At 59.5% G+C, this 19541-nt stretch carries 21 protein-coding genes; 15 read left to right on the top strand and 6 right to left on the bottom strand.

Annotated features, from left to right (window positions below):
• Nucleotide 1 precedes the first annotated feature (1 nt).
• From uvrD to ACYZTZ_RS27830, 4 genes are all read left to right on the top strand, one after another.
• On the top strand, nucleotides 2-2185 hold the full coding sequence (gene uvrD / locus ACYZTZ_RS27815; protein ID WP_056738578.1) for a DNA helicase II: 2184 nt from the start codon (nucleotides 2-4) through the stop codon (nucleotides 2183-2185).
• A gap of 160 nt (nucleotides 2186-2345) precedes the next feature.
• Entirely contained in the window at nucleotides 2346-2786 is a 441-nt protein-coding gene (locus ACYZTZ_RS27820; RefSeq protein ID WP_046053914.1) for an EamA family transporter, read from the top strand.
• Between the two features lie 179 nt (nucleotides 2787-2965).
• Complete coding sequence (locus ACYZTZ_RS27825; protein WP_046044967.1) at nucleotides 2966-3841, top strand: Tim44 domain-containing protein; 876 nt, start codon at nucleotides 2966-2968, stop codon at nucleotides 3839-3841.
• A gap of 136 nt (nucleotides 3842-3977) precedes the next feature.
• Nucleotides 3978-4385, top strand: a complete 408-nt coding sequence (locus ACYZTZ_RS27830) for an SMI1/KNR4 family protein (protein ID WP_008156656.1) — start codon at nucleotides 3978-3980, stop codon at nucleotides 4383-4385.
• Nucleotides 4386-4406: 21 nt separating this feature from the next.
• Here ACYZTZ_RS27830 and ACYZTZ_RS27835 read toward each other — a convergent pair whose 3' ends face one another.
• Nucleotides 4407-6170, bottom strand: coding sequence for a cation:proton antiporter (locus tag ACYZTZ_RS27835; protein WP_462000276.1), 1764 nt, complete (start codon nucleotides 6168-6170; stop codon nucleotides 4407-4409).
• A gap of 205 nt (nucleotides 6171-6375) precedes the next feature.
• On the opposite strand from ACYZTZ_RS27835, the gene ACYZTZ_RS27840 reads away from it, so the two are divergent.
• Nucleotides 6376-6858, top strand: coding sequence for an acyl-CoA thioesterase (locus tag ACYZTZ_RS27840; RefSeq protein ID WP_008156660.1), 483 nt, complete (start codon nucleotides 6376-6378; stop codon nucleotides 6856-6858).
• A gap of 143 nt (nucleotides 6859-7001) precedes the next feature.
• Here the strand turns inward: ACYZTZ_RS27840 and pdxY are convergent, their stop codons facing one another.
• Entirely contained in the window at nucleotides 7002-7874 is an 873-nt protein-coding gene (pdxY, locus tag ACYZTZ_RS27845; RefSeq protein WP_461961980.1) for a pyridoxal kinase PdxY, read from the bottom strand.
• Nucleotides 7875-7994: 120 nt separating this feature from the next.
• On the opposite strand from pdxY, the gene ACYZTZ_RS27850 reads away from it, so the two are divergent.
• Nucleotides 7995-8408, top strand: a complete 414-nt coding sequence (locus ACYZTZ_RS27850) for a DUF3301 domain-containing protein (RefSeq protein ID WP_462000277.1) — start codon at nucleotides 7995-7997, stop codon at nucleotides 8406-8408.
• 1 nt (nucleotide 8409) lies between these two features.
• On the opposite strand, the gene ACYZTZ_RS27855 is transcribed toward ACYZTZ_RS27850, so the two are convergent.
• On the bottom strand, nucleotides 8410-9381 hold the full coding sequence (locus tag ACYZTZ_RS27855; protein WP_462000278.1) for a CobW family GTP-binding protein: 972 nt from the start codon (nucleotides 9379-9381) through the stop codon (nucleotides 8410-8412).
• Nucleotides 9382-9408: 27 nt separating this feature from the next.
• Here ACYZTZ_RS27855 and ACYZTZ_RS27860 point away from each other — a divergent pair, with 27 nt between their 5' ends.
• Complete coding sequence (locus tag ACYZTZ_RS27860; protein ID WP_046044962.1) at nucleotides 9409-9765, top strand: hypothetical protein; 357 nt, start codon at nucleotides 9409-9411, stop codon at nucleotides 9763-9765.
• Between the two features lie 4 nt (nucleotides 9766-9769).
• Here ACYZTZ_RS27860 and ACYZTZ_RS27865 read toward each other — a convergent pair whose 3' ends face one another.
• Together ACYZTZ_RS27865 and zigA are read right to left on the bottom strand one after the other, a co-directional pair.
• A complete protein-coding gene (locus ACYZTZ_RS27865) occupies nucleotides 9770-10420 on the bottom strand; it encodes a DUF1826 domain-containing protein (RefSeq protein ID WP_462000279.1) in 651 nt (216 codons plus the stop codon).
• Nucleotides 10420-11628, bottom strand: coding sequence for a zinc metallochaperone GTPase ZigA (gene zigA, locus ACYZTZ_RS27870; RefSeq protein WP_462000280.1), 1209 nt, complete (start codon nucleotides 11626-11628; stop codon nucleotides 10420-10422). Before zigA ends, ACYZTZ_RS27865 begins: the two co-directional genes overlap by 1 nt.
• 143 nt (nucleotides 11629-11771) lie before the next feature.
• Between zigA and ACYZTZ_RS27875 the strand changes: the two genes are divergently transcribed.
• Nucleotides 11772-12149 (top strand): glutamine synthetase, encoded by a 378-nt coding sequence (locus ACYZTZ_RS27875; RefSeq protein ID WP_462000281.1) that lies wholly within the window; start codon nucleotides 11772-11774, stop codon nucleotides 12147-12149.
• On the opposite strand, the gene ACYZTZ_RS27880 is transcribed toward ACYZTZ_RS27875, so the two are convergent.
• Complete coding sequence (locus ACYZTZ_RS27880; RefSeq protein ID WP_462000282.1) at nucleotides 12146-13342, bottom strand: N-acetylmuramoyl-L-alanine amidase; 1197 nt, start codon at nucleotides 13340-13342, stop codon at nucleotides 12146-12148. The two genes, ACYZTZ_RS27875 and ACYZTZ_RS27880, sit on opposite strands and share 4 nt — an antisense overlap.
• Before the next feature lie 86 nt (nucleotides 13343-13428).
• On the opposite strand from ACYZTZ_RS27880, the gene folE2 reads away from it, so the two are divergent.
• From folE2 to ACYZTZ_RS27915, 7 genes are read left to right on the top strand one after another with little or no spacing between them, the layout of a single operon-like run.
• On the top strand, nucleotides 13429-14325 hold the full coding sequence (gene folE2 / locus ACYZTZ_RS27885; protein WP_462000720.1) for a GTP cyclohydrolase FolE2: 897 nt from the start codon (nucleotides 13429-13431) through the stop codon (nucleotides 14323-14325).
• Nucleotides 14322-14990: a metal ABC transporter ATP-binding protein gene (locus tag ACYZTZ_RS27890; RefSeq protein ID WP_462000283.1), complete on the top strand. Its 669-nt coding sequence runs from the start codon at nucleotides 14322-14324 to the stop codon at nucleotides 14988-14990. Before folE2 ends, ACYZTZ_RS27890 begins: the two co-directional genes overlap by 4 nt.
• Nucleotides 14990-15856, top strand: coding sequence for a metal ABC transporter permease (locus tag ACYZTZ_RS27895; protein ID WP_056738554.1), 867 nt, complete (start codon nucleotides 14990-14992; stop codon nucleotides 15854-15856). The genes ACYZTZ_RS27890 and ACYZTZ_RS27895 overlap by 1 nt, the downstream gene beginning before the upstream one ends.
• Nucleotides 15857-15867: 11 nt before the next feature.
• Nucleotides 15868-16743: a metal ABC transporter substrate-binding protein gene (locus ACYZTZ_RS27900; RefSeq protein WP_462000284.1), complete on the top strand. Its 876-nt coding sequence runs from the start codon at nucleotides 15868-15870 to the stop codon at nucleotides 16741-16743.
• Complete coding sequence (locus ACYZTZ_RS27905; protein WP_056738548.1) at nucleotides 16740-17300, top strand: gamma carbonic anhydrase family protein; 561 nt, start codon at nucleotides 16740-16742, stop codon at nucleotides 17298-17300. Before ACYZTZ_RS27900 ends, ACYZTZ_RS27905 begins: the two co-directional genes overlap by 4 nt.
• Before the next feature lie 2 nt (nucleotides 17301-17302).
• Entirely contained in the window at nucleotides 17303-18640 is a 1338-nt protein-coding gene (locus ACYZTZ_RS27910) for a dihydroorotase (protein WP_462000285.1), read from the top strand.
• Nucleotides 18641-18657: 17 nt separating this feature from the next.
• The gene (locus ACYZTZ_RS27915; protein ID WP_462000286.1) at nucleotides 18658-19539 is read left to right on the top strand and encodes a His/Gly/Thr/Pro-type tRNA ligase C-terminal domain-containing protein; all 882 of its coding nucleotides are present in this window, start codon (nucleotides 18658-18660) and stop codon (nucleotides 19537-19539) included.
• The last annotated feature ends 2 nt before the right edge of the window (nucleotides 19540-19541 follow it).

Below are 19541 nucleotides of genomic sequence, written 5' to 3' on the forward strand. Positions count from 1 at the left end.
GATGCGCGATGATCTCTCCCTTCTGCTGAACTCCCTCAACGATGCCCAACGCCAGGCCGTAGCTGCCCGCGTGGGTCGTCAGTTGGTCCTGGCCGGTGCTGGTTCCGGTAAAACCCGAGTGCTGGTGCACCGCATCGCCTGGTTGATCCAGGTCGAAAACGCCTCGCCCCACTCCATCCTGTCGGTGACCTTCACCAATAAGGCCGCTGCCGAGATGCGTCATCGCATCGAGCAGCTGATGGGTATCAACCCGGCCGGCATGTGGGTCGGCACCTTCCACGGCCTGGCGCACCGCTTGTTGCGGGCGCACTGGCAGGAAGCCGGCCTGAGCCAGACTTTCCAGATTCTCGACAGCGACGACCAGCAACGGCTGGTCAAGCGGGTGATCCGCGAGCTGGGCCTGGACGAGCAACGCTGGCCGGCCCGTCAGGCCCAATGGTTCATCAACGGGCAGAAAGACGAAGGTCTGCGTCCGCAACATATTCAAGCCAGCGGTGATCTGTTCCTGGCAACCATGCGCAGCATTTATGAAGCCTATGAGGCTGCGTGCCTGCGCGCTGGCGTGATCGACTTCTCCGAATTGCTGCTGCGCGCCCTCGATCTATGGCGCGATCATCCGGGCCTGCTGGCGCACTATCAGAAACGCTTCCGGCACATTTTGGTGGACGAGTTCCAAGACACCAACGCCGTGCAGTACGCCTGGTTGCGTCTGCTGGCCAAGGGCGGCGACAGCCTGATGGTGGTCGGCGACGACGATCAGTCGATCTATGGCTGGCGCGGCGCGAAAATCGAGAACATCTATCAGTACTCCGATGATTTCCCGGATGCTGAAACCATTCGTCTGGAGCAGAACTACCGCTCCACCGCCGGCATCCTCAAAGCGGCCAACGCCCTGATCGCCAACAATACCGGGCGCATGGGCAAAGAGCTGTGGACCGACGGCGGCGAAGGCGAAGCGATCAATCTGTACGCTGCGTTCAACGAACACGATGAAGCACGCTACGTGGTGGAAACCATCGAAAGCGCGCTGAAAACCGGCTTGGCCCGCAGCGATATCGCGATTTTGTACCGCTCCAACGCCCAATCACGCGTTTTAGAAGAAGCCTTGCTGCGTGAGCGCATTCCGTACCGCATCTATGGCGGTCAGCGCTTCTTCGAACGGGCAGAAATCAAAAACGCCATGGCCTACCTGCGCTTGCTGGAAGGTCGCGGCAACGACGCAGCGCTGGAGCGGGTGATCAACGTCCCGGCCCGTGGTATCGGTGAGAAAACCGTTGAAGCGATCCGCGACCATGCCCGTCACAGCGATGTGTCGATGTGGGAAGCCATGCGTCTGCTGGTGGCTAATAAAGGCCTGACCGGTCGCGCGGCCGGCGCGCTGGGCGCATTTATTGAGCTGATCGAGAACCTCGCCGCCAAGTGCATGGAAATGCCGCTGCATCTGATGACCCAGACCGTCATCGAGCAGTCGGGGCTGATCGCCTACCACGAAGCGGAAAAAGGCGAGAAAGGCCAGGCCCGGGTAGAAAACCTTGAGGAACTGGTCAGCGCCGCGCGCAACTTCGAAAACGCTGAAGAAGACGAAGACCTGACGCCATTGGCGGCGTTCCTCGGTCACGCGTCGCTGGAGGCCGGGGACACTCAGGCTGACGAGCACGAAGACAGCATTCAGTTGATGACTTTGCACAGCGCCAAGGGTCTGGAATTCCCTTACGTGTTCCTGGTGGGCATGGAAGAAGGTCTGTTCCCGCACAAGATGAGCCTTGAAGAACCGGGTCGTCTTGAAGAGGAGCGCCGTTTGGCCTACGTCGGTATCACCCGGGCGATGCAGAACCTGGTGATGACCTATGCTGAAACCCGACGCCTGTACGGCAGCGAGACCTACAACAAGGTGTCGCGTTTCGTACGTGAAGTGCCGAAAGGCCTGATCCAGGAAGTGCGGCTGTCCAACAGCGTCAGCCGTCCGTTCGGCGGTGGTCAGCAGCAGAGCTCCAGCAGCCTGTTTGGCGGTAGCGAAATCCCGGACACCGGGTTCAGCCTCGGCCAGGCCGTACGGCATTCGGTGTTCGGCGACGGCGTGATCCTGAACTTCGAAGGTGCCGGGGCTCAGGCTCGGGTGCAGGTGAACTTCAGCGAAGGCAGCAAGTGGCTGATGCTGGGTTACGCGAAGCTCGAAGCTATTTAATAGCTATCTAATTAGCTTTTCTGTGGGAGCGAGCCTGCTCGCGAATGGAAGCACCGCGGTTTGCCTGATAAACCGAGGCGTGGCTATCGCGAGCAGGCTCGCTCCCACAGGGCTTTGTGTTGAACCTACCTCACCTGGTTATCTGTAAAGGCGCGAAATAATGGGCTCAGGCTTCTTTTCTTCCTGGACATTCTGGGCCCTGTTGTCAGCGGCATTTGCAGCCATGACCGCGATCTTCGCCAAAATCGGTATCGAAAACGTCAACTCCGACTTCGCCACCCTACTGCGTACCGTGGTGGTTTTGGTCAGCCTGGCCTTGATTTTGTACGCCACGGGCCAATATCAGTCATTAGGATCGATCTCTGCCAGGAGCTACCTGTTCCTGCTGCTGTCGGGACTGGCCACCGGTGCCTCGTGGATCTGCTACTTCCGCGCACTGAAACTGGGGCCGGCCTCGCTGGTCGCTCCGGTGGACAAGCTCAGCGTGGTGCTGGTGGCGGTGCTCGGCGTGATCCTGCTGGGCGAAAAACTCGACCTGCGCCAATGGGGCGGAATCGGCCTGATAACGGCCGGTGTGGTCATGCTGGCGCTGCGACGCTAGACACCCTTCCTACAGAACTAATCCACTCGTCCTACAAACCAAAGTTAACAGGCCTTACTGCGCTGATTGAAGCTGAACACAACCTGTCAGGCAAAAGCCCGAAACACTCTGCCGCTAGCCAGTAACACTTCAGCTGTGCAACATGGCGCGCGTGCCATCCACAAATGGGAATTCCCTTTATGAAACGTTTTCTTAGCATCGCCATGGCGTTGTGCATCGGCCTGACGATGAGCCTCGACGCCAACGCCAAGCGCTTTGGTGGCGGCAAGAGCTCCGGCGCTGCGCCGACTCACCAGACCAGCCAAATGGCTCCTTCTTCTCCTGGCGTAGGCGGTGCTGCTGCCACTGCCGGCGCGGCCGGTGCCGCGGGCGTTGCCGCCAAGGCCGGCGGTGCTTCGCGCTGGCTCGGCCCTCTGGCCGGTATCGCTGCCGGTGGCCTGTTGGCCTCCATGTTCATGGGCGGCGGCTTCCAGGGCATGCAGATCTTCGACATCCTGATCATGGCCGTCATCGCCTTCCTGATCTTCCGTTTCATCGCCGCTCGTCGTCGCAAGCAGCAGGAGCACATGGCTCCAGCTGGCGCACCGATGCAGCGTGAAGTGTTCGAGCAGAAGCCAGCGGCCATGGGTTCGATCTTCGGCGGTTCGGCAGCACCGGTTGCCGCTCGTCCGGTGATCAACGCTCCGGCCTGGTTCAATGAAAAGAACTTCATTGAAGCGGCCCGCAACCACTTCCAGTCCCTGCAGCAACACTGGGACGCCAATGAAATGGACAAGATCGCCGAGTTCGTGACTCCGCAACTGCTGGAGTTCCTCAAGCGCGAACGTGCCGATCTGGGCGACGGTTTCCAGTCCACCTACATTGATAACCTCAATGTTCAACTGGACGGCGTGGATGATCGTGCCGACAAGACCATCGCCACCCTGACCTTCACCGGTGTGTCGAAGACCTCGCGTTTCGACCAGGGCGAAGTGTTCAGCGAAAGCTGGAACATGGAACGTCCGCAGGGCGAGAACCAGCCTTGGCTGGTCGCCGGTATCCGCCAGAACGGCTGATCCCTCCCGCGTTAAGCATGCTGTAATAAAAACCCCAGCCTCGGCTGGGGTTTTCTATTTCGCGGTTGCATCTATAGCGAGCTACTGTATAAACCGCCCCAACTAAACCGCGCCATCAAGCAAGAGGATCCCGGACGTGGAAGAAATCATCGAACAACTGCGTGAAGCCAACGAACCGGTACCGGTCCCCTTGGAGTTGCCCGACGAAGATCAACTGGTGGAAATCGAAGAACAGCTGTTCATCGACATCCCGTTTGTCTTCAGAGAATTTTTGCTGACCGTCAGCGACGTCGTCTACGGCAGCCTGGAGCCGGTAACCGTTACCGACCCGCAATCCCACACCTACCTGCCGGACGTTGCCGCCAACGCCTGGGATGCGGGTGTTGATCGCAGCATGATTCCGATCTGTCAGGACGGTGACAACTACTACCTGGTCGAAGAAGACGGCACCGTGGTGTTGTGGCTGGCCGAAGAAGAGCTGATTGCCGAAGAAACCTGGGAATCGGTGTGGCACTGGGCGCGGGACGTCTGGCTGGAGAGCTAAGACGTTTGACGCGCCACAGGGTTAATGCCCGGACGAGTCCTTGTGGTTGTCCAATGTTTCGAGCAACGCCACCTGCATCCGTGTGTGCACGCGGATGAACCAGCGCCAGAGCAGCGCCGCTACAGCGGCTGCGACGACGACGATCAGCACCAGCAACTTGTTGGTCGGCAGAATACTGGCCGACAAGGCTGCCAGCAGCAGGAAAATCACCAGCAGCGAGAGGATCGGGATCACTTCGGCGATCACCCGACGCACTCGCTGCGTGTGGCGGCCAGCCATCTCCGGCTTCACGCCCATCTCCGCCAACAGCATCGAAAGCGCCTTGAGCTTGCGATAAGCGGCGATCAGAAACGGTAGCGACAACAGCAACGCCCCGCCCCAAATCAACGCTTTCTGCCAGCTCGGGTCGCTGATCCAGTCTTGCAGGTAAGCGGACATGCGCTCGGCGAAATAAGCGCCCGAGAAGAAGATCGCAATCACCAGCGCCAGATTGACGCCCACCTGCAACAGAATCCGCCGAATCATCGACGCCAACAGCGCGCCCTCGCCCTGAGGCTGGATGCTGCGCAGCCATTCGCCGTACATCCCCAATACCCTGCCCAGTCGCTTCGGCACCACCGTGGCAAGCTTGATCGACAGCGGATCAGCCGCGCGGATCAGGTAAGGCGTCAGCAACGTGGTGATCACCGAGACGGCTACGGCGACCGGGTAAAGGAAGTTGCTGGTGACCTGCAACGTCATGCCCAGCGCCGCGATGATGAAAGAAAATTCGCCAATCTGCGAAAGCCCCATCCCGACGCGAAGTGAGGTGCGTCCATCATTGCCAGCGATAAAGGCGCCAAGACCGCAAGACAACATCTTGCCCAGCACCACGGCCACGGTGATCACCGCAATCGGCCACGCGTATTGCAGCAGGATCATCGGATCGAGCATCAGCCCAATGGCGACAAAGAAGATCGCACTGAACAGGTCGCGAACCGGTTCGATCAAACGCTCGATTTTCAGCAATTGCCGGGATTCAGCCATGATCGCGCCAATCAGGAAGGCGCCGAGCACCATGCTGTACTCAAGTTTGACCACCAGTAAACAGAAGCCGAAACACAGCCCCAACACGGTGATCAGCAGCATTTCATTGCTTTCAAACTTCGCCACGTAGGCCAGCAATCGCGGCACCAGCAGGATGCCGATGACCAGTGCGACGATCATGAACAGCGAGAGCTTGCCGACGGTGGAAAACACTTCGCCGGAACTGACCGTGCCGCTGACCGCGATGCTCGACAGCAAGGCGATGATGCCGATGCCAAGGATGTCTTCAACGATCAGCACGCCGAAAATCAGCTGCGCAAAGCGCTCGTTCTTCATCTTCAGATCGTTGAGCGCCTTGACGATGATGGTGGTTGAGGAAATCGCCAGGATTGCGCCGAGGAACAGCGAGTCCATGGTATTCCAGTCGAACCAGCGACCGATCTCGTAGCCGATCCAGATCATCAGCACGATTTCCAGGAACGCCGCAATGAAGGCCGTGGCACCGACCTTGAACAGCTTGCGCAGGCTGAACTCCAGGCCCAGGCAGAACATCAGGAAAATCACCCCGAGTTCGGCGAGGGTTTTGATGGTGTCTTCATCGTGGATCAGGCTGAACGGCGGGGTGTGCGGGCCGATGATGAAGCCGGCGACGATGTAGCCGAGTACCACCGGTTGTTTGAAGCGATGAAACAGCACGGTCACCACACCCGCGATCAACATGATCACTGCCAGATCTTGAATGAAACTGATGGCGTGCATGGTGTGGGGCTCCTTAAGGGGGACTTTTGGAGGTTAACACCACGACTTCCGCTGCAAAGGCGGTGCAATATATGGAAACAGATCGATCCGGGCGTGACGGCAGCCACCCGCCCGGCGTCCCGATAACTGTTGGTTTGAAAAAGCTGACAAGGCACCCGCAGAGGTGCCGCCCTCCCGAAATTCTGCCTTGAACCGTGAGAACGCTATGGAACCCGGAAACGCACAACTGTCGATGACGGTATTGATGACCCCCGACATGGCCAACTTCTCTGGCAATGTCCACGGCGGTACCTTGCTCAAATACCTCGACGAAGTGGCCTACGCCTGTGCCAGCCGTTATGCCGGCCGCTACGTGGTGACCCTGTCGGTGGACCAGGTGATTTTCCGCGAGCCGATCCATGTCGGCGAACTGGTGACCTTTCTGGCCTCGGTCAATTACACCGGCAACACTTCCATGGAGGTGGGCATCAAGGTGGTGACCGAAAACATCCGCGAGCGCTCGGTGCGCCACACCAACAGTTGCTTCTTCACCATGGTCGCGGTGGATGACGACCGCAAACCGGCTGTTGTCCCGCCACTGCAACCGCAGAACAGCGAAGACAAACGCCGCTTCATGCAGGCCCAGCAACGTCGGCAGATTCGTCAGGAACTGGAAAAGCGTTATCAGGACATCAAGGGCGACGCCTGAACTGTTCAGTCAGTTTGATGTGGTTCTTGAGTGAGTCATCGCGAGCAAGCTCGCTCCCACAAGTGATCTACGACAGACACAATTTCTGTGTCCACTGAAGATCAGTGTGGGAGCGAGCTTGCTCGCGATGGGGTCTACGCCATTCAGAGACTGATCGCCGTCGCTTCGAACCGCACCCGCGGGTGGGCAATCCGGTCCTGAGCCCGTACCAGTTCCAGCTCATAGCTGGAGCAAGCCTGGGTTTCCAGCAGCACTTCATGCACCGCCGACGCAGCGAATTCAAAAGCCGCCACCAGGCTATCGCCCAACAGTACGCGAGCCAGAAACAGTCCAGAGGTCAGGTCGCCGACGCCCACCGGCTGACGAGGGAACGCCAGCAGCGGACGGCGCAGATGCCAGCTGTCTTCGGCCGTCACCAGCAACATCTCGAAAACATCCGCCGGTTTACCGGGATAGTCCAGATGCTTGACCAGCACAGCCTTCGGACCACGCACCAGCAGCGCTCGCGCCATGGCCAGGCAATCGAACAACGATTGCGGCTTGCGCCCCGAAAAGCTGTCCAGCTCCAGCTGGTTGGGGCACATGAAGTCCGCCACGGCAGCCGCCTCCTCCAGCAGGAAATCGCTGACTTCCGCGGGCACGCTGCAACCCTTCTCCGGATGGCCCATCACCGGGTCACACAGATACAGAGCCTTGGGATTCATCGACTTGATCCGCGCCACACCTGTCAGGATCGCCCGGCCCTGAGCGGCACTGCCGAGATAGCCGGACAATACGGCGTCGCAGTTGCCCAGCTCGCCAATCGCCGCGATGCCTTCGACCAGGTCGGGAATCTGATGCGGTGCCAGTACTTCACCGGCCCACTGGCCGTACTGGGTGTGGTTGGAGAACTGCACCGTATTGAGCGGCCAGACATTCACCCCGACCCGCTGCATCGGGAAAACCGCGGCGCTGTTGCCAGCGTGGCCGAACACCACGTGGGACTGGATGGCGAGCAGATGGGGCGTACGTTTCATGCGGTGAGTTTTCCGTCAAACGATTGAAATTCAAGCCGCGCAGTATGCGACTAAACGCAGCCTGTACGACAGACCGGTGACGCAGTTAAGCTGACACTATCTTGTTGGAGCAACGTGTTGATGCTGACCCTTGGAAATATCTTCGTCCTGATGCTGCTTGCCACCGGTGGCGCGTGGGTATGGCACAACCATGGCTTGCGCGAGCGCGCGCTGGAGCGGGTCAAGCTGCATTGCACAAAGCTCGGAATCGAGCTGCTGGACGGCAACGTGGCCTTGAAGAAGATTGCGTTCATTAAAGACGCCAACGGCCGGCGGCGCCTCGCCCGTGTGTATAACTTCGAATTCACCGTGACCGGTGAAAGCCGTCACAACGGCACCATCACCCAGTTCGGCGCCCACAGTGCGCAGATTGAGCTGGCGCCCTACCCGATGCCGTTCGACGACACACCTGCGGTGACCGATGCAGTGAAACCGCGCGCCGAGGTGATCGAGATGAGTCAGTGGCGGCAAGAACACACTAAATGGCGTCCTTGATTTAAGTCGCGCTCGACAGACAGTCGGCTAGCTCTCTTTGCAATGAATCAACATCCTGCGGCTCGCTGAAAATCAGCTCGATGCGCGAATCACGCCGCCATTCGCTGGGCTGCCAGTCCAGCACCGAATTATCCAGCACATTCGCCGAAACCCACCCGTCGACGCTGTGGATAACCAGCTTCGCCCGCCGCCAGGCAAGGCTTTCAAGCCAACGACCAACGAGCGTCGCATCGAAAGCCTGACTCGGATGCCAGCGCCACCCAACGCTCCAGCCGCCCTCCTGTTCCTGGCTCAAGCAAATTGGCAGCGCAGGATCGGTCCAGATGGCCGGCAACTGCGCCAATCCTTTGGGCGCAACGAAGTTATCCACACCCGCTACAGCCTGAACCCCAAGCCCTGGTAACTCACTCAATGGCAACGCGGCTTGCTGCGTCCAGTACAACGGACGCGCCGGCAACTGTGCGGCGATTCGCTGGCGATCAGTATCGTCAATATTTTCGGCTTTATTCATCAGCAACAACCCGGCGCTCTTCAGCGCTTCCTGTTGCGCCACCGGCAGCGGTTTGCCGGCAGCAAGTGCCTGGGCGTCCAGCACCAGCACGCAGGGTTGAACAGCCAACACGCCTTGCCACGGCGCCTCACTCAACTGCCTGAGCAATTGCGCCGGATGCCCCAGCCCGGAGGGCTCGATAAACAGCCGATCCGGCCGCGCCTTACGCAGCAAACGCCCGAGACCGATCTGAAACGGCGCACCATTCACGCAACACAAACAGCCCCCGGCCACTTCACCCAGTGCGATACCATCGGCATCCCGGGTCAGCAACGCCGCGTCGAGGCCGATCTGGCCGAACTCGTTGATCAGCACCGCCCAACGCTCATTCGCCGGCCGCTGCGCCAGCAGGTGCTTGATCAGACTGGTCTTGCCGGCACCCAAGGGGCCAGCAATGACGTGCGTGGGAATATTCTGCAACATGGTTGATGTGTTCTGAGGAGGTAAACGATGCGGTTGATGGGGTTGTCGGTGCTCTTGGCGCTCATGTCCGGTGACGCGCTGGCCCAGGCTTGCGTAGTACATAGCACGGCTGCGCGACTCGACGTGAAAGTCTGCCAGCAGAACCGCAACATACCGGAAAAGCTATTCGCCGATGGTTTCTGCCAGCCGAACCTTCCTGGCCAGAAAGTCGAAGTGCAGTACGTCGACCAATGCCCCACCGGCGCGTTTGGCGTATGCAGCAACGCCCAAGTCGCCAATATGCCTTACCGGCAGGATATTCACTATTACGGCGTAGCCACGGATGCGGCGTATTTGAAGCCGTTTTGCGAAGCCCAGAGCCAGGGAACCTGGCTCAAACCGTGAGCCGCTAGCTCAGCCAATCGAGCGTCAGGATCAGCCGCCGCTCACCGGACGCCAGCTGTGGCGAGCGGTGAATAAGGCCGAAGCCTTCGTTGCCATGCCATTTCTCGCCTTTGAGCAACGCGACTTCGCCGCTGACGATCTGCTCGATCAGCGGACCGTCCTGGGGTTCGGCTTCGGCTTTACCCAGTTGTCGGCGATCCATCGCACCTTCCTTCAGCCACTGGCTGCCGATCCCGCAATACGTGGTGATCAACCGCACCGGCACATGATCGACGTGGAAACGCGGGCACATGGCCTTGTCCAGGACCCGCAGGCGCAGGCCGACACGCTTGGCGCCCAGCAAACAGGCGAAAGCACTGACCAGCCAGGAAACGTCGGCGATGAAACCTTCGTAACCTTCGAGATCACTGAAACCTGAGGCTAATCCATGAAGATTGGGTTCGGTGTCATCGCTGGGCAGTTCCAGGACCAGCGACTCGGCCAACGGCTCGTTCAGGGACAGCAGCAAACTCCCGAAATCAGCGATGTGTGCCGGCAGTTGGCGCTGCCAAACGGCGAGGTTTACGCCGTCATCCAGTATTCGGGGGAGCGCTTGCGGCGTCTCACCTTGAACCTGATGAATGATCGGCCGCAGTTTCAGACTGGGCGCCAACATCAGGCTGCCGCCTCTTCGTGCCACGGGCCAAATGGATCTGGCAGTAGTCGCCAGCCCTCGACGCCTAACGCCATTTCATCGTCGGTCAGCAGGCAATTGTCGAGTTCGCTGGTGAGTTGCGCGAAGTCGATGTTCTGGCCGATGAACACCAGTTCCTGGCGGCAATCGCCAGTGGTTGCGGTCCAGTTTTCCATGATCCCGGCGGTGCTTTCTTCGTCCTGCGGCCACTGGGTTTTCGGCACGAAACGCCACCAGCGTCCGGCGAAACCATGGCGCATCAATCCGCCGGCCTGGGACCAACTACCGGCGTCCATGTGCTTGCTGGCCAGCCAGAAGAAGCCCTTGGAGCGCAGCAGTTTGCCGTTCACCCACGGGCGGTCGATGAAGCTGAAAAAGCGCTGCGGATGAAACGGTCGGCGGGCTCGGTAGGCTGTCGAGGCAATGCCGTATTCCTCGGTTTCGGGCACGTGTTCGCCACGTAGTTCCTGTAACCAGCCCGGCGCCTGAGCGGCCTTTTCGAAGTCGAAACGGCCGGTATTGAGGATCTTCGCCAAGGGAATTTCACCCATGACCATCGGGATGATTTCCGCTTGAGCGTTAAGCCGCTCAAGGATCGCGATCAGCTCCTGGCGTTCGCTGCTGCTGATCAAGTCGATCTTGCTGATCAGAATCACGTCGGCGAATTCGATCTGCTCGATCAACAGGTCGGTGATCGAGCGTTCGTCTTCCTCGCCCAAGGTTTCACCACGGGATGCGAGGCTTTCGGCGGCCTGATAGTCGAGCAGGAAGTTCATACCATCGACCACGGTGACCATGGTGTCGAGTCGGGCGATGTCGGCCAGGCTCTGCCCTTCTTCATCGCGGAAGGTGAAGGTTTCCGCCACGGGCAGCGGCTCGGAAATGCCGGTGGATTCGATCAATAAATAATCAAAGCGACCCTCCTTGGCGAGTTTGCTCACCTCTTCCAGCAAGTCTTCGCGCAAGGTGCAGCAAATGCAGCCGTTGCTCATCTCCACCAGTTTTTCTTCCGCGCGATTCAGGCTGACATCGCGCTGGACTTCGCCGCCATCGATGTTGATTTCGCTCATATCATTGACGATCACGGCGACGCGCAGGTTGTCGCGATTGCGCAGCACGTAGTTGAGCAGCGTGCTTTTGCCAGCGCCGAGAAAGCCCGACAGGACGGTGACGGGGAGACGATTGGGCATCAGGTATTCCTCACAGAGATGCCCGGTCGCAGTGTCGGGCTTAAGCTGATGTTATAGTATAACAACACAATCAAGCCACTCTCCTCTTGTCCACGATGACAAAAGGCACGATGCTCAAGCCCGTTCGGTCCGTGAGAAATCCTATGCGTGTAGCCCTGATAATAACGCTGATGAGCTTTTCGCTGCTGGTCGCTGTCGATGCCTGGGCACAAATCCCGAGCCTGGCCAAATGCACCCGAAGCGCCAATCTGCTGGCCTGCGTGGATGGCGACGGCAACGCCTACAGCGTCAACACCGTCGGAAGCACGATCTATCTGCGGGGCTTCGAAGCGGCCGGAAAACGCCATTGGGTGCAGACCAACAGTCGCTACGGACAACTCACGTTCTTCACTGGGCTCGCTTCCGATGGCGAGGCCTGGGTCGGCTACAACCGTCGCGTCGGCTGGACCACGATCAATCGGTTTTCCAGCTCCGGTGGCAGCAGTGGCAAGTTCACCTGTAGCCGAATTACAGGGTGTTAGGCCTGGGATTTTTTCTGCTCTTGCTGCCAGGCGATGTAACTGTTTACCGGCGGATTTTTCTGGAAATAGCGCTGTAATCCTTCGAACAAGCCATCGGCTACGGCCTGCTGGTGGCGCGCGGTGACCAGTCGCTGACTGTCGCGAGCGTTGGAGATGAAGCCGGTTTCCACCAGGATCGACGGCACATCCGGCGACTTCAGCACCGCAAATCCCGCTTGTTCCACGCGCTTCTGATGCAATGTGGTGATGCCCGCCAGACTGCCGAGCACCGTGCTGCCCAACTGCAGACTGGCGGCGAGGGTCGCGTTCATCGACATGTCGAGAATCACCCCGGCAAGCATCGGGTCCTTATCCTTGAGATTGAGCAGGCTGGTAGCGCCCAGCAGGTCTGCGCCGTTCTCACGTTGCGCCATGAAACGCGCCGTCGCCGAGGTTGCTCCACCCTCGGACAGGCAGTAGACCGACGCGCCTGACGCCGTCAGACGTGGTGCCGCGTCCGCATGCACCGAGATGAACATGTCGGCGTTGTGCTTGCGAGCGATCTCCACACGCTTGCGCAACGGGACGAAGAAGTCGTCGTTGCGCACCAGTTTCACGTCGAAGCCCTTCTCGCGTTTCAGCCGTTTGGCCAACAGCTGGGCGATGGACAGCACTACGTCTTTCTCACGCTCACCTTTGGCGCCGACCGCACCGGGGTCTTTGCCGCCGTGACCTGGGTCGACCACCACGATGATGTCGCGCTTGGGGTGAGCCTTGTCGACGGTCGGCTCGGGCGCAGCCGCCATTTGTAACGGCGCAGCCGTCTTCAGATCGAGTACCAGTCGATGGCCCTGACCGTCCTGCGGTGGCAGCAAAAAACTGGCGAGCTGCACTGGGCCGCTGAGGTCGAGGACGATTCGCGTATCGCCCTGGCCGAAGGGCCCAGAGCGGATCGAACGAATCACTGTGTTGCTGAGCGCCAACTGACTGAAGTCGCCACTGAGGTTGGCGCCACTCAGATCGATGATCAGCCGTTCGGGAGCGCTCAGGGAAAACGTCTTGTATTGCACCGGCCCGCTCAGATCGAACACCAATCGCAACTTGTCATCCGAACGCCAGAGCCGCGCATTGCGAATCTGTGTGGCCGAGACGCCAAACGGTAAAGCGAAGGCCGCGCTGGCCAGGATCAAGTTCAACAACTGACGTCTGTGCATGATGAAAGCCTGTTCATGAAAAAGGCATGGTTGATTTTAATGTAATAACATAACATACAGAATCGACTCCCACGATGGACCTGCTCATGAATGCGCTGACTCTGCCGGATATCGCCGCGCAGGCCTCACGCCAAGCCCTGCCACTCGACTGGGTGGGCATGTGCGGCATTGCTCTTCCTGTTTTGTTCGATGGTCAACGGCTGAGTGCGAAAGCCGACGCGGGCGTTAGCCTCGACGATGGAGAGGCGCGCGGTATTCATATGTCGCGGCTGTACTTGGCGCTGGAAATGCTCGAGCGAGAAAACCTGACGCCCGCCTTGTTGCGGAAAGTTTTGCAAAGTTTTCTCCAGTCGCATGAAGGACTGTCCAACAGCGCGTACTTAAAAATCCACACCGATTTACTGCTCAAAAGACCGGCGCTGGTCAGTCCATTGGCCGGCTGGAAAACCTATCCAGTGAGCATCGAAGCACGTCTGAAAAACGCGATGTTCCACGTGGAACTAAAAATCGACGTGCCTTATTCCTCGACTTGTCCGTGTTCGGCTGCGCTTTCCCGGCAGCTGATTCAGCAGCAATTCGTCGATGACTTTGCCAATAAGCCGTTGCAACACGCCGATGTGTTGGCTTGGCTCGGCTCCACAAAAGGCATCGTTGCAACGCCTCACAGCCAACGGAGCAATGCTGAATTGCGGCTTCGACTGGATGACTTCTTGGATGACTTGCCGCTGATCGCGATCATCAACGACGCTGAAGCGGCCCTCGGCACCGCCGTACAAACCGCTGTAAAACGCGCCGACGAACAAGCCTTCGCGCTGGCCAACGGTCAGAACCTGATGTTCTGCGAAGACGCCGCACGACGTTTGAACCTGGCCCTGAAACGCTCCCCCGGCATCAACGCCTTCCACATACGAGTCGTCCACGCGGAAAGCCTTCACGCCCACGATGCCGTCGCCGAAAGCCGCTGGAATTGGGAGGCCGCATGATTCATTGCCAAGCCTTGCGTTGGGGTGCCCCCGGCCAGCCACTGACTCCATCCGTGGATTTCAAACTGGCCAAAGGAAGTCTGACCGCCGTAATCGGTGCGAACGGTTCGGGTAAAAGCAGCCTGCTGAAAGTCATCGCTGGTTTGCAAAAACCGCTGACCGGCAAAGTCATCCTGGATGTTCCACGCAAGGGCAGCCTCTCGTTCCTGCCTCAGCAACAACACCTGGATCGCCAATTCCCCATCAGCTTGCAAGAGTTAGTGGCCGCCGGTTTCTGGGGTAGCACGCAGTCTCCCGAGATACGCAGACAACGCCTCAAAGCTGTGCTGGAAAACTGGTGTCTGAGCGGACTGGAACAGCGCCCGTTGATGGCCTTGTCCGGCGGCGAACTACAGCGTGCCCTGCTCGCCCGCTTGAGCCTCGCCGACGCACCATTGCTCTTGCTCGACGAACCCCACGCCGCCCTCGACGAGCTCGGCCAAGCGCTGCTCTGGAAACACATTCACGCCTGGCATGCCGAAGGCCGAACCCAAGTGATCGTCTGCCATGACCTGGCCGCCGTTCGCCAACACATTCCTCAAACGTTGCTGATCAAAAGCACCGGCTGCGTCCTCGGGTCGAGCGTTGACCTGATCCATCAACAACCCCATACGCGGGTGGCCTGATGCTCGCGACCGCTCATCTTTGGCAACCGTTCCAAGAGTTCGTGTTCATGCGTCGAGCACTTCTCGGCGGGTTGGTTCTGGCATGCAGCACCGCACCGTTGGGCGTGTTTCTGATCCTGCGACGGATGAGCCTGATCGGCGACGCGGTGGCTCACGGCATTCTGCCGGGGGCCGCTTTGGGCTTCTGGTTTGCCGGATTGAGTCTGCCGGCGCTGACCGTCGGCGGCCTCGGTGCCGGTCTCGGCATGGCCGGACTCGCCGCCTGGATCACCCGTCGCACCGGCCTGCGGGAAGACGCCAGCCTCGCCGCGATCTACCCGATCTCACTTGCCTGCGGTGTGCTGATCCTCGGCATCGCCGGCAAACGTCTGGACCTGTTGCACCTGTTGTTTGGCTCGGCGCTGGCGGTCGATGGCCCGACGTTGACGGGCATGCTCTGGGTCTCCGGCTTCAGCCTGATCGCCATGGCCTTCATCTACAAACCGCTGTTGCTAGACACCCTCGACCCACTCTTTCTGCAAACCGTCAGCCGACTTGGTCCCCTGGCTCACGGCGTATTTCTAACCCTGGTGGTGCTGAATCTGGTGATCGGTTTTCAAGCCATCGGTGCGCTGATGGTGGTCGGTTTGATGATGTTGCCCGCCGCCGCGTCGCGCTTCTGGAGTCGTCGCTTGCCGACGTTAATGGCCATCGCCGCCCTGCTCGGCTGCCTCTCGGTGTGGCTCGGACTGTTGCTGTCGTTCTACTACTCGCTGCCCAGCGGCCCGGCGATCGTGCTGGTGGCTGGCGGTTTGTATCTGCTGTCCGTGGTGTTCGGACCGGTGCACGGTTTGCTGCGCCGCCCGCCTTTGCTCACATCCCAATGAGGTGTTACCCGATGCGCGTTCTACTCGTGCTGTTCAGTTTGCTGCTGTCGATGTCGCTGTCTGCTGCGGAAAAACTTCAGGTAGTCACCAGTTTCAGCATCCTCGCCGACATGACCCATCAAGTCGGCGGCGACCATATCCAGATCACCAACATGGTCGGCGCGGATGCCGATGCTCACACGTACGAGCCGACACCTGACGATGCCAAGGCGTTGCTCAAAGCCAAACTCATCATCAAAAACGGCTTGGGTTTCGAGCCTTGGCTGGACCGTCTGGTGACCAGCACCGAGACCAAAGCGCCGGTGATCAGCGCGAGTCGCGGCGTCATCCCGCGCTCCCTGGATGAAGATGGCGAGACGATTCCCGACCCGCATGCCTGGCACAATCTGGCGAACGCTGAGCTGTATATCAGCAACATCACCAAGGCGTTGATCGCCGCCGACCCGACGAATAAAAACGACTACGAACGCAACAGTCAGGCCTACCTGAAACAGATCTACGCGCTGCTTGCCGAAGCCAAGGTCAAACTCAGTTCGCTGCCACCGGGCAATCGCAAAATCGTGACGTCCCATGACGCCTTCGGTTATCTCGGTCAGGCTTATGGCATCGACTTCATGGCCCCTCAAGGTCTGTCCACTGAGCGCGAACCGTCAGCCGCGGAAGTCGCTGCACTGATCACCCAGATTCGCCAGGCCAAGGTCAAAGCGGTGTTCATGGAAAACATCAAGGATGCACGCCTGCTCAAGCAGATTGCCGATGAAAGCGGCGCGCACATCGGTGGCACGTTGTACTCCGATGCGCTCGCGGCCAGCGGGCCGGCCAGCACCTTCGTCGGGTTGTTCGAGTACAACCTCAACACCTTGTACGAGGCGTTGAGCAAGCCATGATCCGCAAGAATCCTTCCGGTGATTTGCCGGTGATAGCCGAATCTGCCTACGTGGATAAAACCGCCATCATCTGCGGCAAAGTGGTGATCGGCGAGAACGTCTTCGTCGGTCCTTACGCGGTGATTCGTGCCGACGAAGTGGATGCCTCAGGCGAGATGGAACCGATCACCATCGGCGCCAACTCGAACATCCAGGATGGCGTGGTGATCCACTCCAAGTCCGGCGCGGCAGTGACCATCGGCGAGTTCAGTTCCATCGCCCACCGCTCGATCGTTCATGGTCCGTGCAAGGTTGGCGACCGGGTGTTTATCGGGTTCAACAGCGTGCTGTTCAACTGCGCAGTCGGTGACGGCTGCGTGGTGCGGCACAACTCGGTAGTCGACGGTCGCGACCTGCCCGAAGACTTCTATGTGCCCTCCACCACCCGCATCGGCCCGAAGACTGATCTGTCGCAGTTCCCACCGGTGAGCGTCAGCGCCTCGGAGTTTTCCGAGGACGTGGCGCGTACCAACGTCGACCTGGTACGCGGCTACAAAGCCCTGCAGAACGAGTTCTGACCATGAGCAGCGTGCTGATTCGCAATGCCCGACTGGTGAATGAAGGCCGTGAGTTTGACGGTGATCTGTTGGTGAGCAACGGGCGAATCGTGAAGATCGCCAGCAGCATCCACGGTGAAAATGCCGACGTGGAAATCGATGCACAAGGGCAATGGCTGCTGCCCGGAATGATCGACGACCAAGTGCACTTCCGTGATCCAGGTTCGCCAGACAAAGGTAGCTTCTACACCGAATCGCGGGCGGCGGTGGCCGGTGGCATCACCAGCTTCATGGACATGCCCAACACTAATCCGGCGACCCTGACCCTCAGCGCACTGGCCGACAAAAAGCGCCGAGCGGCGATAAGCTCCGTCGCCAATTACGGCTTTCATTTCGGCGTGAGCAACGACAATCTCGACACCGTCGCCAGGCTAAATCCCTGTGAAGTTGCCGGCGTCAAAGTGTTCATGGGCGCCTCGACCGGCAACATGCTGGTCGATGACCCAAAGATTCTGGAGCGGCTATTCGCCGAGGTGCCGACCCTTTTATTGGCCCACTGCGAACACACGCCCAGCATCGACGCCAATGCCGCGAACCTGCGTGACTTGTTCGGTGAACACATTCCTGCTGCGGCCCACCCGCTGATCCGCAACGCCGAGGCCTGCTTTCGCTCTTCCTCTATGGCCGTGGACCTGGCCAGGCGTCACGGCACCCGACTGCATGTTCTGCACCTGACCACCGCCCGCGAACTGGCGTTGTTCGAAGACAAGCCGCTCGCCCAGAAACGCATCACCGCTGAAGTCTGCCTGCACCACTTGCTGTTCGATGACCGGGATTACCCGAGCCTCGGCAACCTGATCAAGTGCAACCCGGCGATCAAAACCCAGTCCGACCGCGACGCCTTGCGCGAAGCATTGCTGAGCCATAGGCTCGACGTGATCGGCAGCGATCATGCGCCCCACACCTGGGCCGAAAAACAGCGGCCGTACAGTCAGGCACCTTCCGGTTTGCCGTTGGTGCAACACGCCCTGCCCGCGTTGCTGGAACTGGTCGCGGATGAAGTGTTGCCGATCACTACACTCGTGGCCAAGACCAGTCACCGGGTCGCCGATCTGTTCGCCATTCCCGACCGCGGTTATCTGCGCGAAGGCTATTGGGCCGACCTCGTTCTGATCAAACCGGAACCCGGTGGCGTCGCCGTTTCCCAGCAGCCGATCCTGTCTCAATGCGGCTGGACACCTTTTGCCCGGCAGCGTTTTCGACACAGCGTCAGCACCACGATCGTGTCGGGGCAAATTGCCTGGCACGACAAACGTCTTAATGACAACTGCCTGGGTTTACCACTACGGTTTATGCGCTAGCACTCGAGAGCACCGACATGATTCATATCACCCTGAGCGATGGTTCATTGCGTGAATACGACCAGCCACTGTCGGTGTACGAACTCGCCGCGAGTATCGGACCCGGGCTGGCAAAAGCAGCAGTCGCAGGTCGAGTGGACGGCATCCTGGTGGACTGTGAGTTCATGATCGAAGCCGATGCCCGGGTCAGCATCGTCACCCCTCAAGAGCCCGATGGGCTGGAGATCCTGCGACGCTCCTGTGCACTGATGCTCGCCATGGCCGTTAAACAACTCCATCCACAGGTGCAACTGCACACAGGAACGGCGCTGGGCGACGGGTTCTTTCATGAGTTTTCTGTCGAGCGATCCTTAACGCAGGCAGACCTGCCACTGATCGAAGCCCGCATGCAGGCTCTGGCGGCGACCAATCACTCGATTCGCCGTCAAGGAAAGACACCGCTGTACCGCCTGGGGAACTTCGAATCTACGACCGCTGGCCCGCATGTCCCCGCGACCAGAGTGTTGCAAGCGTTCACCCTCGACCACATCAGCGATACGTTGCCGCAACGGATTTACGGTACGTGCTGGTCCTGCCAACAGGAGCTCGATAACTGGCGCACACCGCCGCACGTCATGATCGTCAGCATGGACGAGCGCCAGGCGGATTACGCGCAGTCGGTGACCGAGGCATTGCGTCGAAGTGGCGTGCGCGCCCGCGCGGATCTGCGTCACGAGAAAGTCCGCCAAAAGATTCGCGAGCACAGTCAGCACGTGCCGTATCTGGTGGTGATCGGGGAGAAAGAAAAAGCAGGCGGGTTTGTCAGTGTGCGTAGCCGCACAGGTGAAGACTTCGGGAGGATGGGTGTTGAGAGGGTGTGTGAGTGGTTGAATCAGGCCCGCTCCCACACAGTCATGTAAGG

Source organism: Pseudomonas sp. LB3P58 (assembly GCF_054897895.1).

Excerpts from the sequence above, each read along its gene's own strand:
- uvrD (WP_056738578.1), top strand. The coding sequence starts at position 2 with ATGCGCGATGATCTCTCCCTTCTGCTGAACTCCCTCAACGATGCCCAA.
- ACYZTZ_RS27820 (WP_046053914.1), top strand. The coding sequence starts at position 2,346 with ATGGGCTCAGGCTTCTTTTCTTCCTGGACATTCTGGGCCCTGTTGTCA.
- ACYZTZ_RS27825 (WP_046044967.1), top strand. The coding sequence starts at position 2,966 with ATGAAACGTTTTCTTAGCATCGCCATGGCGTTGTGCATCGGCCTGACG.
- ACYZTZ_RS27835 (WP_462000276.1), bottom strand. The coding sequence starts at position 6,170 with ATGCACGCCATCAGTTTCATTCAAGATCTGGCAGTGATCATGTTGATC.
- ACYZTZ_RS27840 (WP_008156660.1), top strand. The coding sequence starts at position 6,376 with ATGGAACCCGGAAACGCACAACTGTCGATGACGGTATTGATGACCCCC.
- pdxY (WP_461961980.1), bottom strand. The coding sequence starts at position 7,874 with ATGAAACGTACGCCCCATCTGCTCGCCATCCAGTCCCACGTGGTGTTC.
- ACYZTZ_RS27850 (WP_462000277.1), top strand. The coding sequence starts at position 7,995 with ATGCTGACCCTTGGAAATATCTTCGTCCTGATGCTGCTTGCCACCGGT.
- ACYZTZ_RS27855 (WP_462000278.1), bottom strand. The coding sequence starts at position 9,381 with ATGTTGCAGAATATTCCCACGCACGTCATTGCTGGCCCCTTGGGTGCC.
- ACYZTZ_RS27860 (WP_046044962.1), top strand. The coding sequence starts at position 9,409 with ATGCGGTTGATGGGGTTGTCGGTGCTCTTGGCGCTCATGTCCGGTGAC.
- ACYZTZ_RS27865 (WP_462000279.1), bottom strand. The coding sequence starts at position 10,420 with ATGTTGGCGCCCAGTCTGAAACTGCGGCCGATCATTCATCAGGTTCAA.
- zigA (WP_462000280.1), bottom strand. The coding sequence starts at position 11,628 with ATGCCCAATCGTCTCCCCGTCACCGTCCTGTCGGGCTTTCTCGGCGCT.
- ACYZTZ_RS27875 (WP_462000281.1), top strand. The coding sequence starts at position 11,772 with ATGCGTGTAGCCCTGATAATAACGCTGATGAGCTTTTCGCTGCTGGTC.
- ACYZTZ_RS27880 (WP_462000282.1), bottom strand. The coding sequence starts at position 13,342 with ATGCACAGACGTCAGTTGTTGAACTTGATCCTGGCCAGCGCGGCCTTC.
- folE2 (WP_462000720.1), top strand. The coding sequence starts at position 13,429 with ATGAATGCGCTGACTCTGCCGGATATCGCCGCGCAGGCCTCACGCCAA.
- ACYZTZ_RS27890 (WP_462000283.1), top strand. The coding sequence starts at position 14,322 with ATGATTCATTGCCAAGCCTTGCGTTGGGGTGCCCCCGGCCAGCCACTG.
- ACYZTZ_RS27895 (WP_056738554.1), top strand. The coding sequence starts at position 14,990 with ATGCTCGCGACCGCTCATCTTTGGCAACCGTTCCAAGAGTTCGTGTTC.
- ACYZTZ_RS27900 (WP_462000284.1), top strand. The coding sequence starts at position 15,868 with ATGCGCGTTCTACTCGTGCTGTTCAGTTTGCTGCTGTCGATGTCGCTG.
- ACYZTZ_RS27905 (WP_056738548.1), top strand. The coding sequence starts at position 16,740 with ATGATCCGCAAGAATCCTTCCGGTGATTTGCCGGTGATAGCCGAATCT.
- ACYZTZ_RS27910 (WP_462000285.1), top strand. The coding sequence starts at position 17,303 with ATGAGCAGCGTGCTGATTCGCAATGCCCGACTGGTGAATGAAGGCCGT.
- ACYZTZ_RS27915 (WP_462000286.1), top strand. The coding sequence starts at position 18,658 with ATGATTCATATCACCCTGAGCGATGGTTCATTGCGTGAATACGACCAG.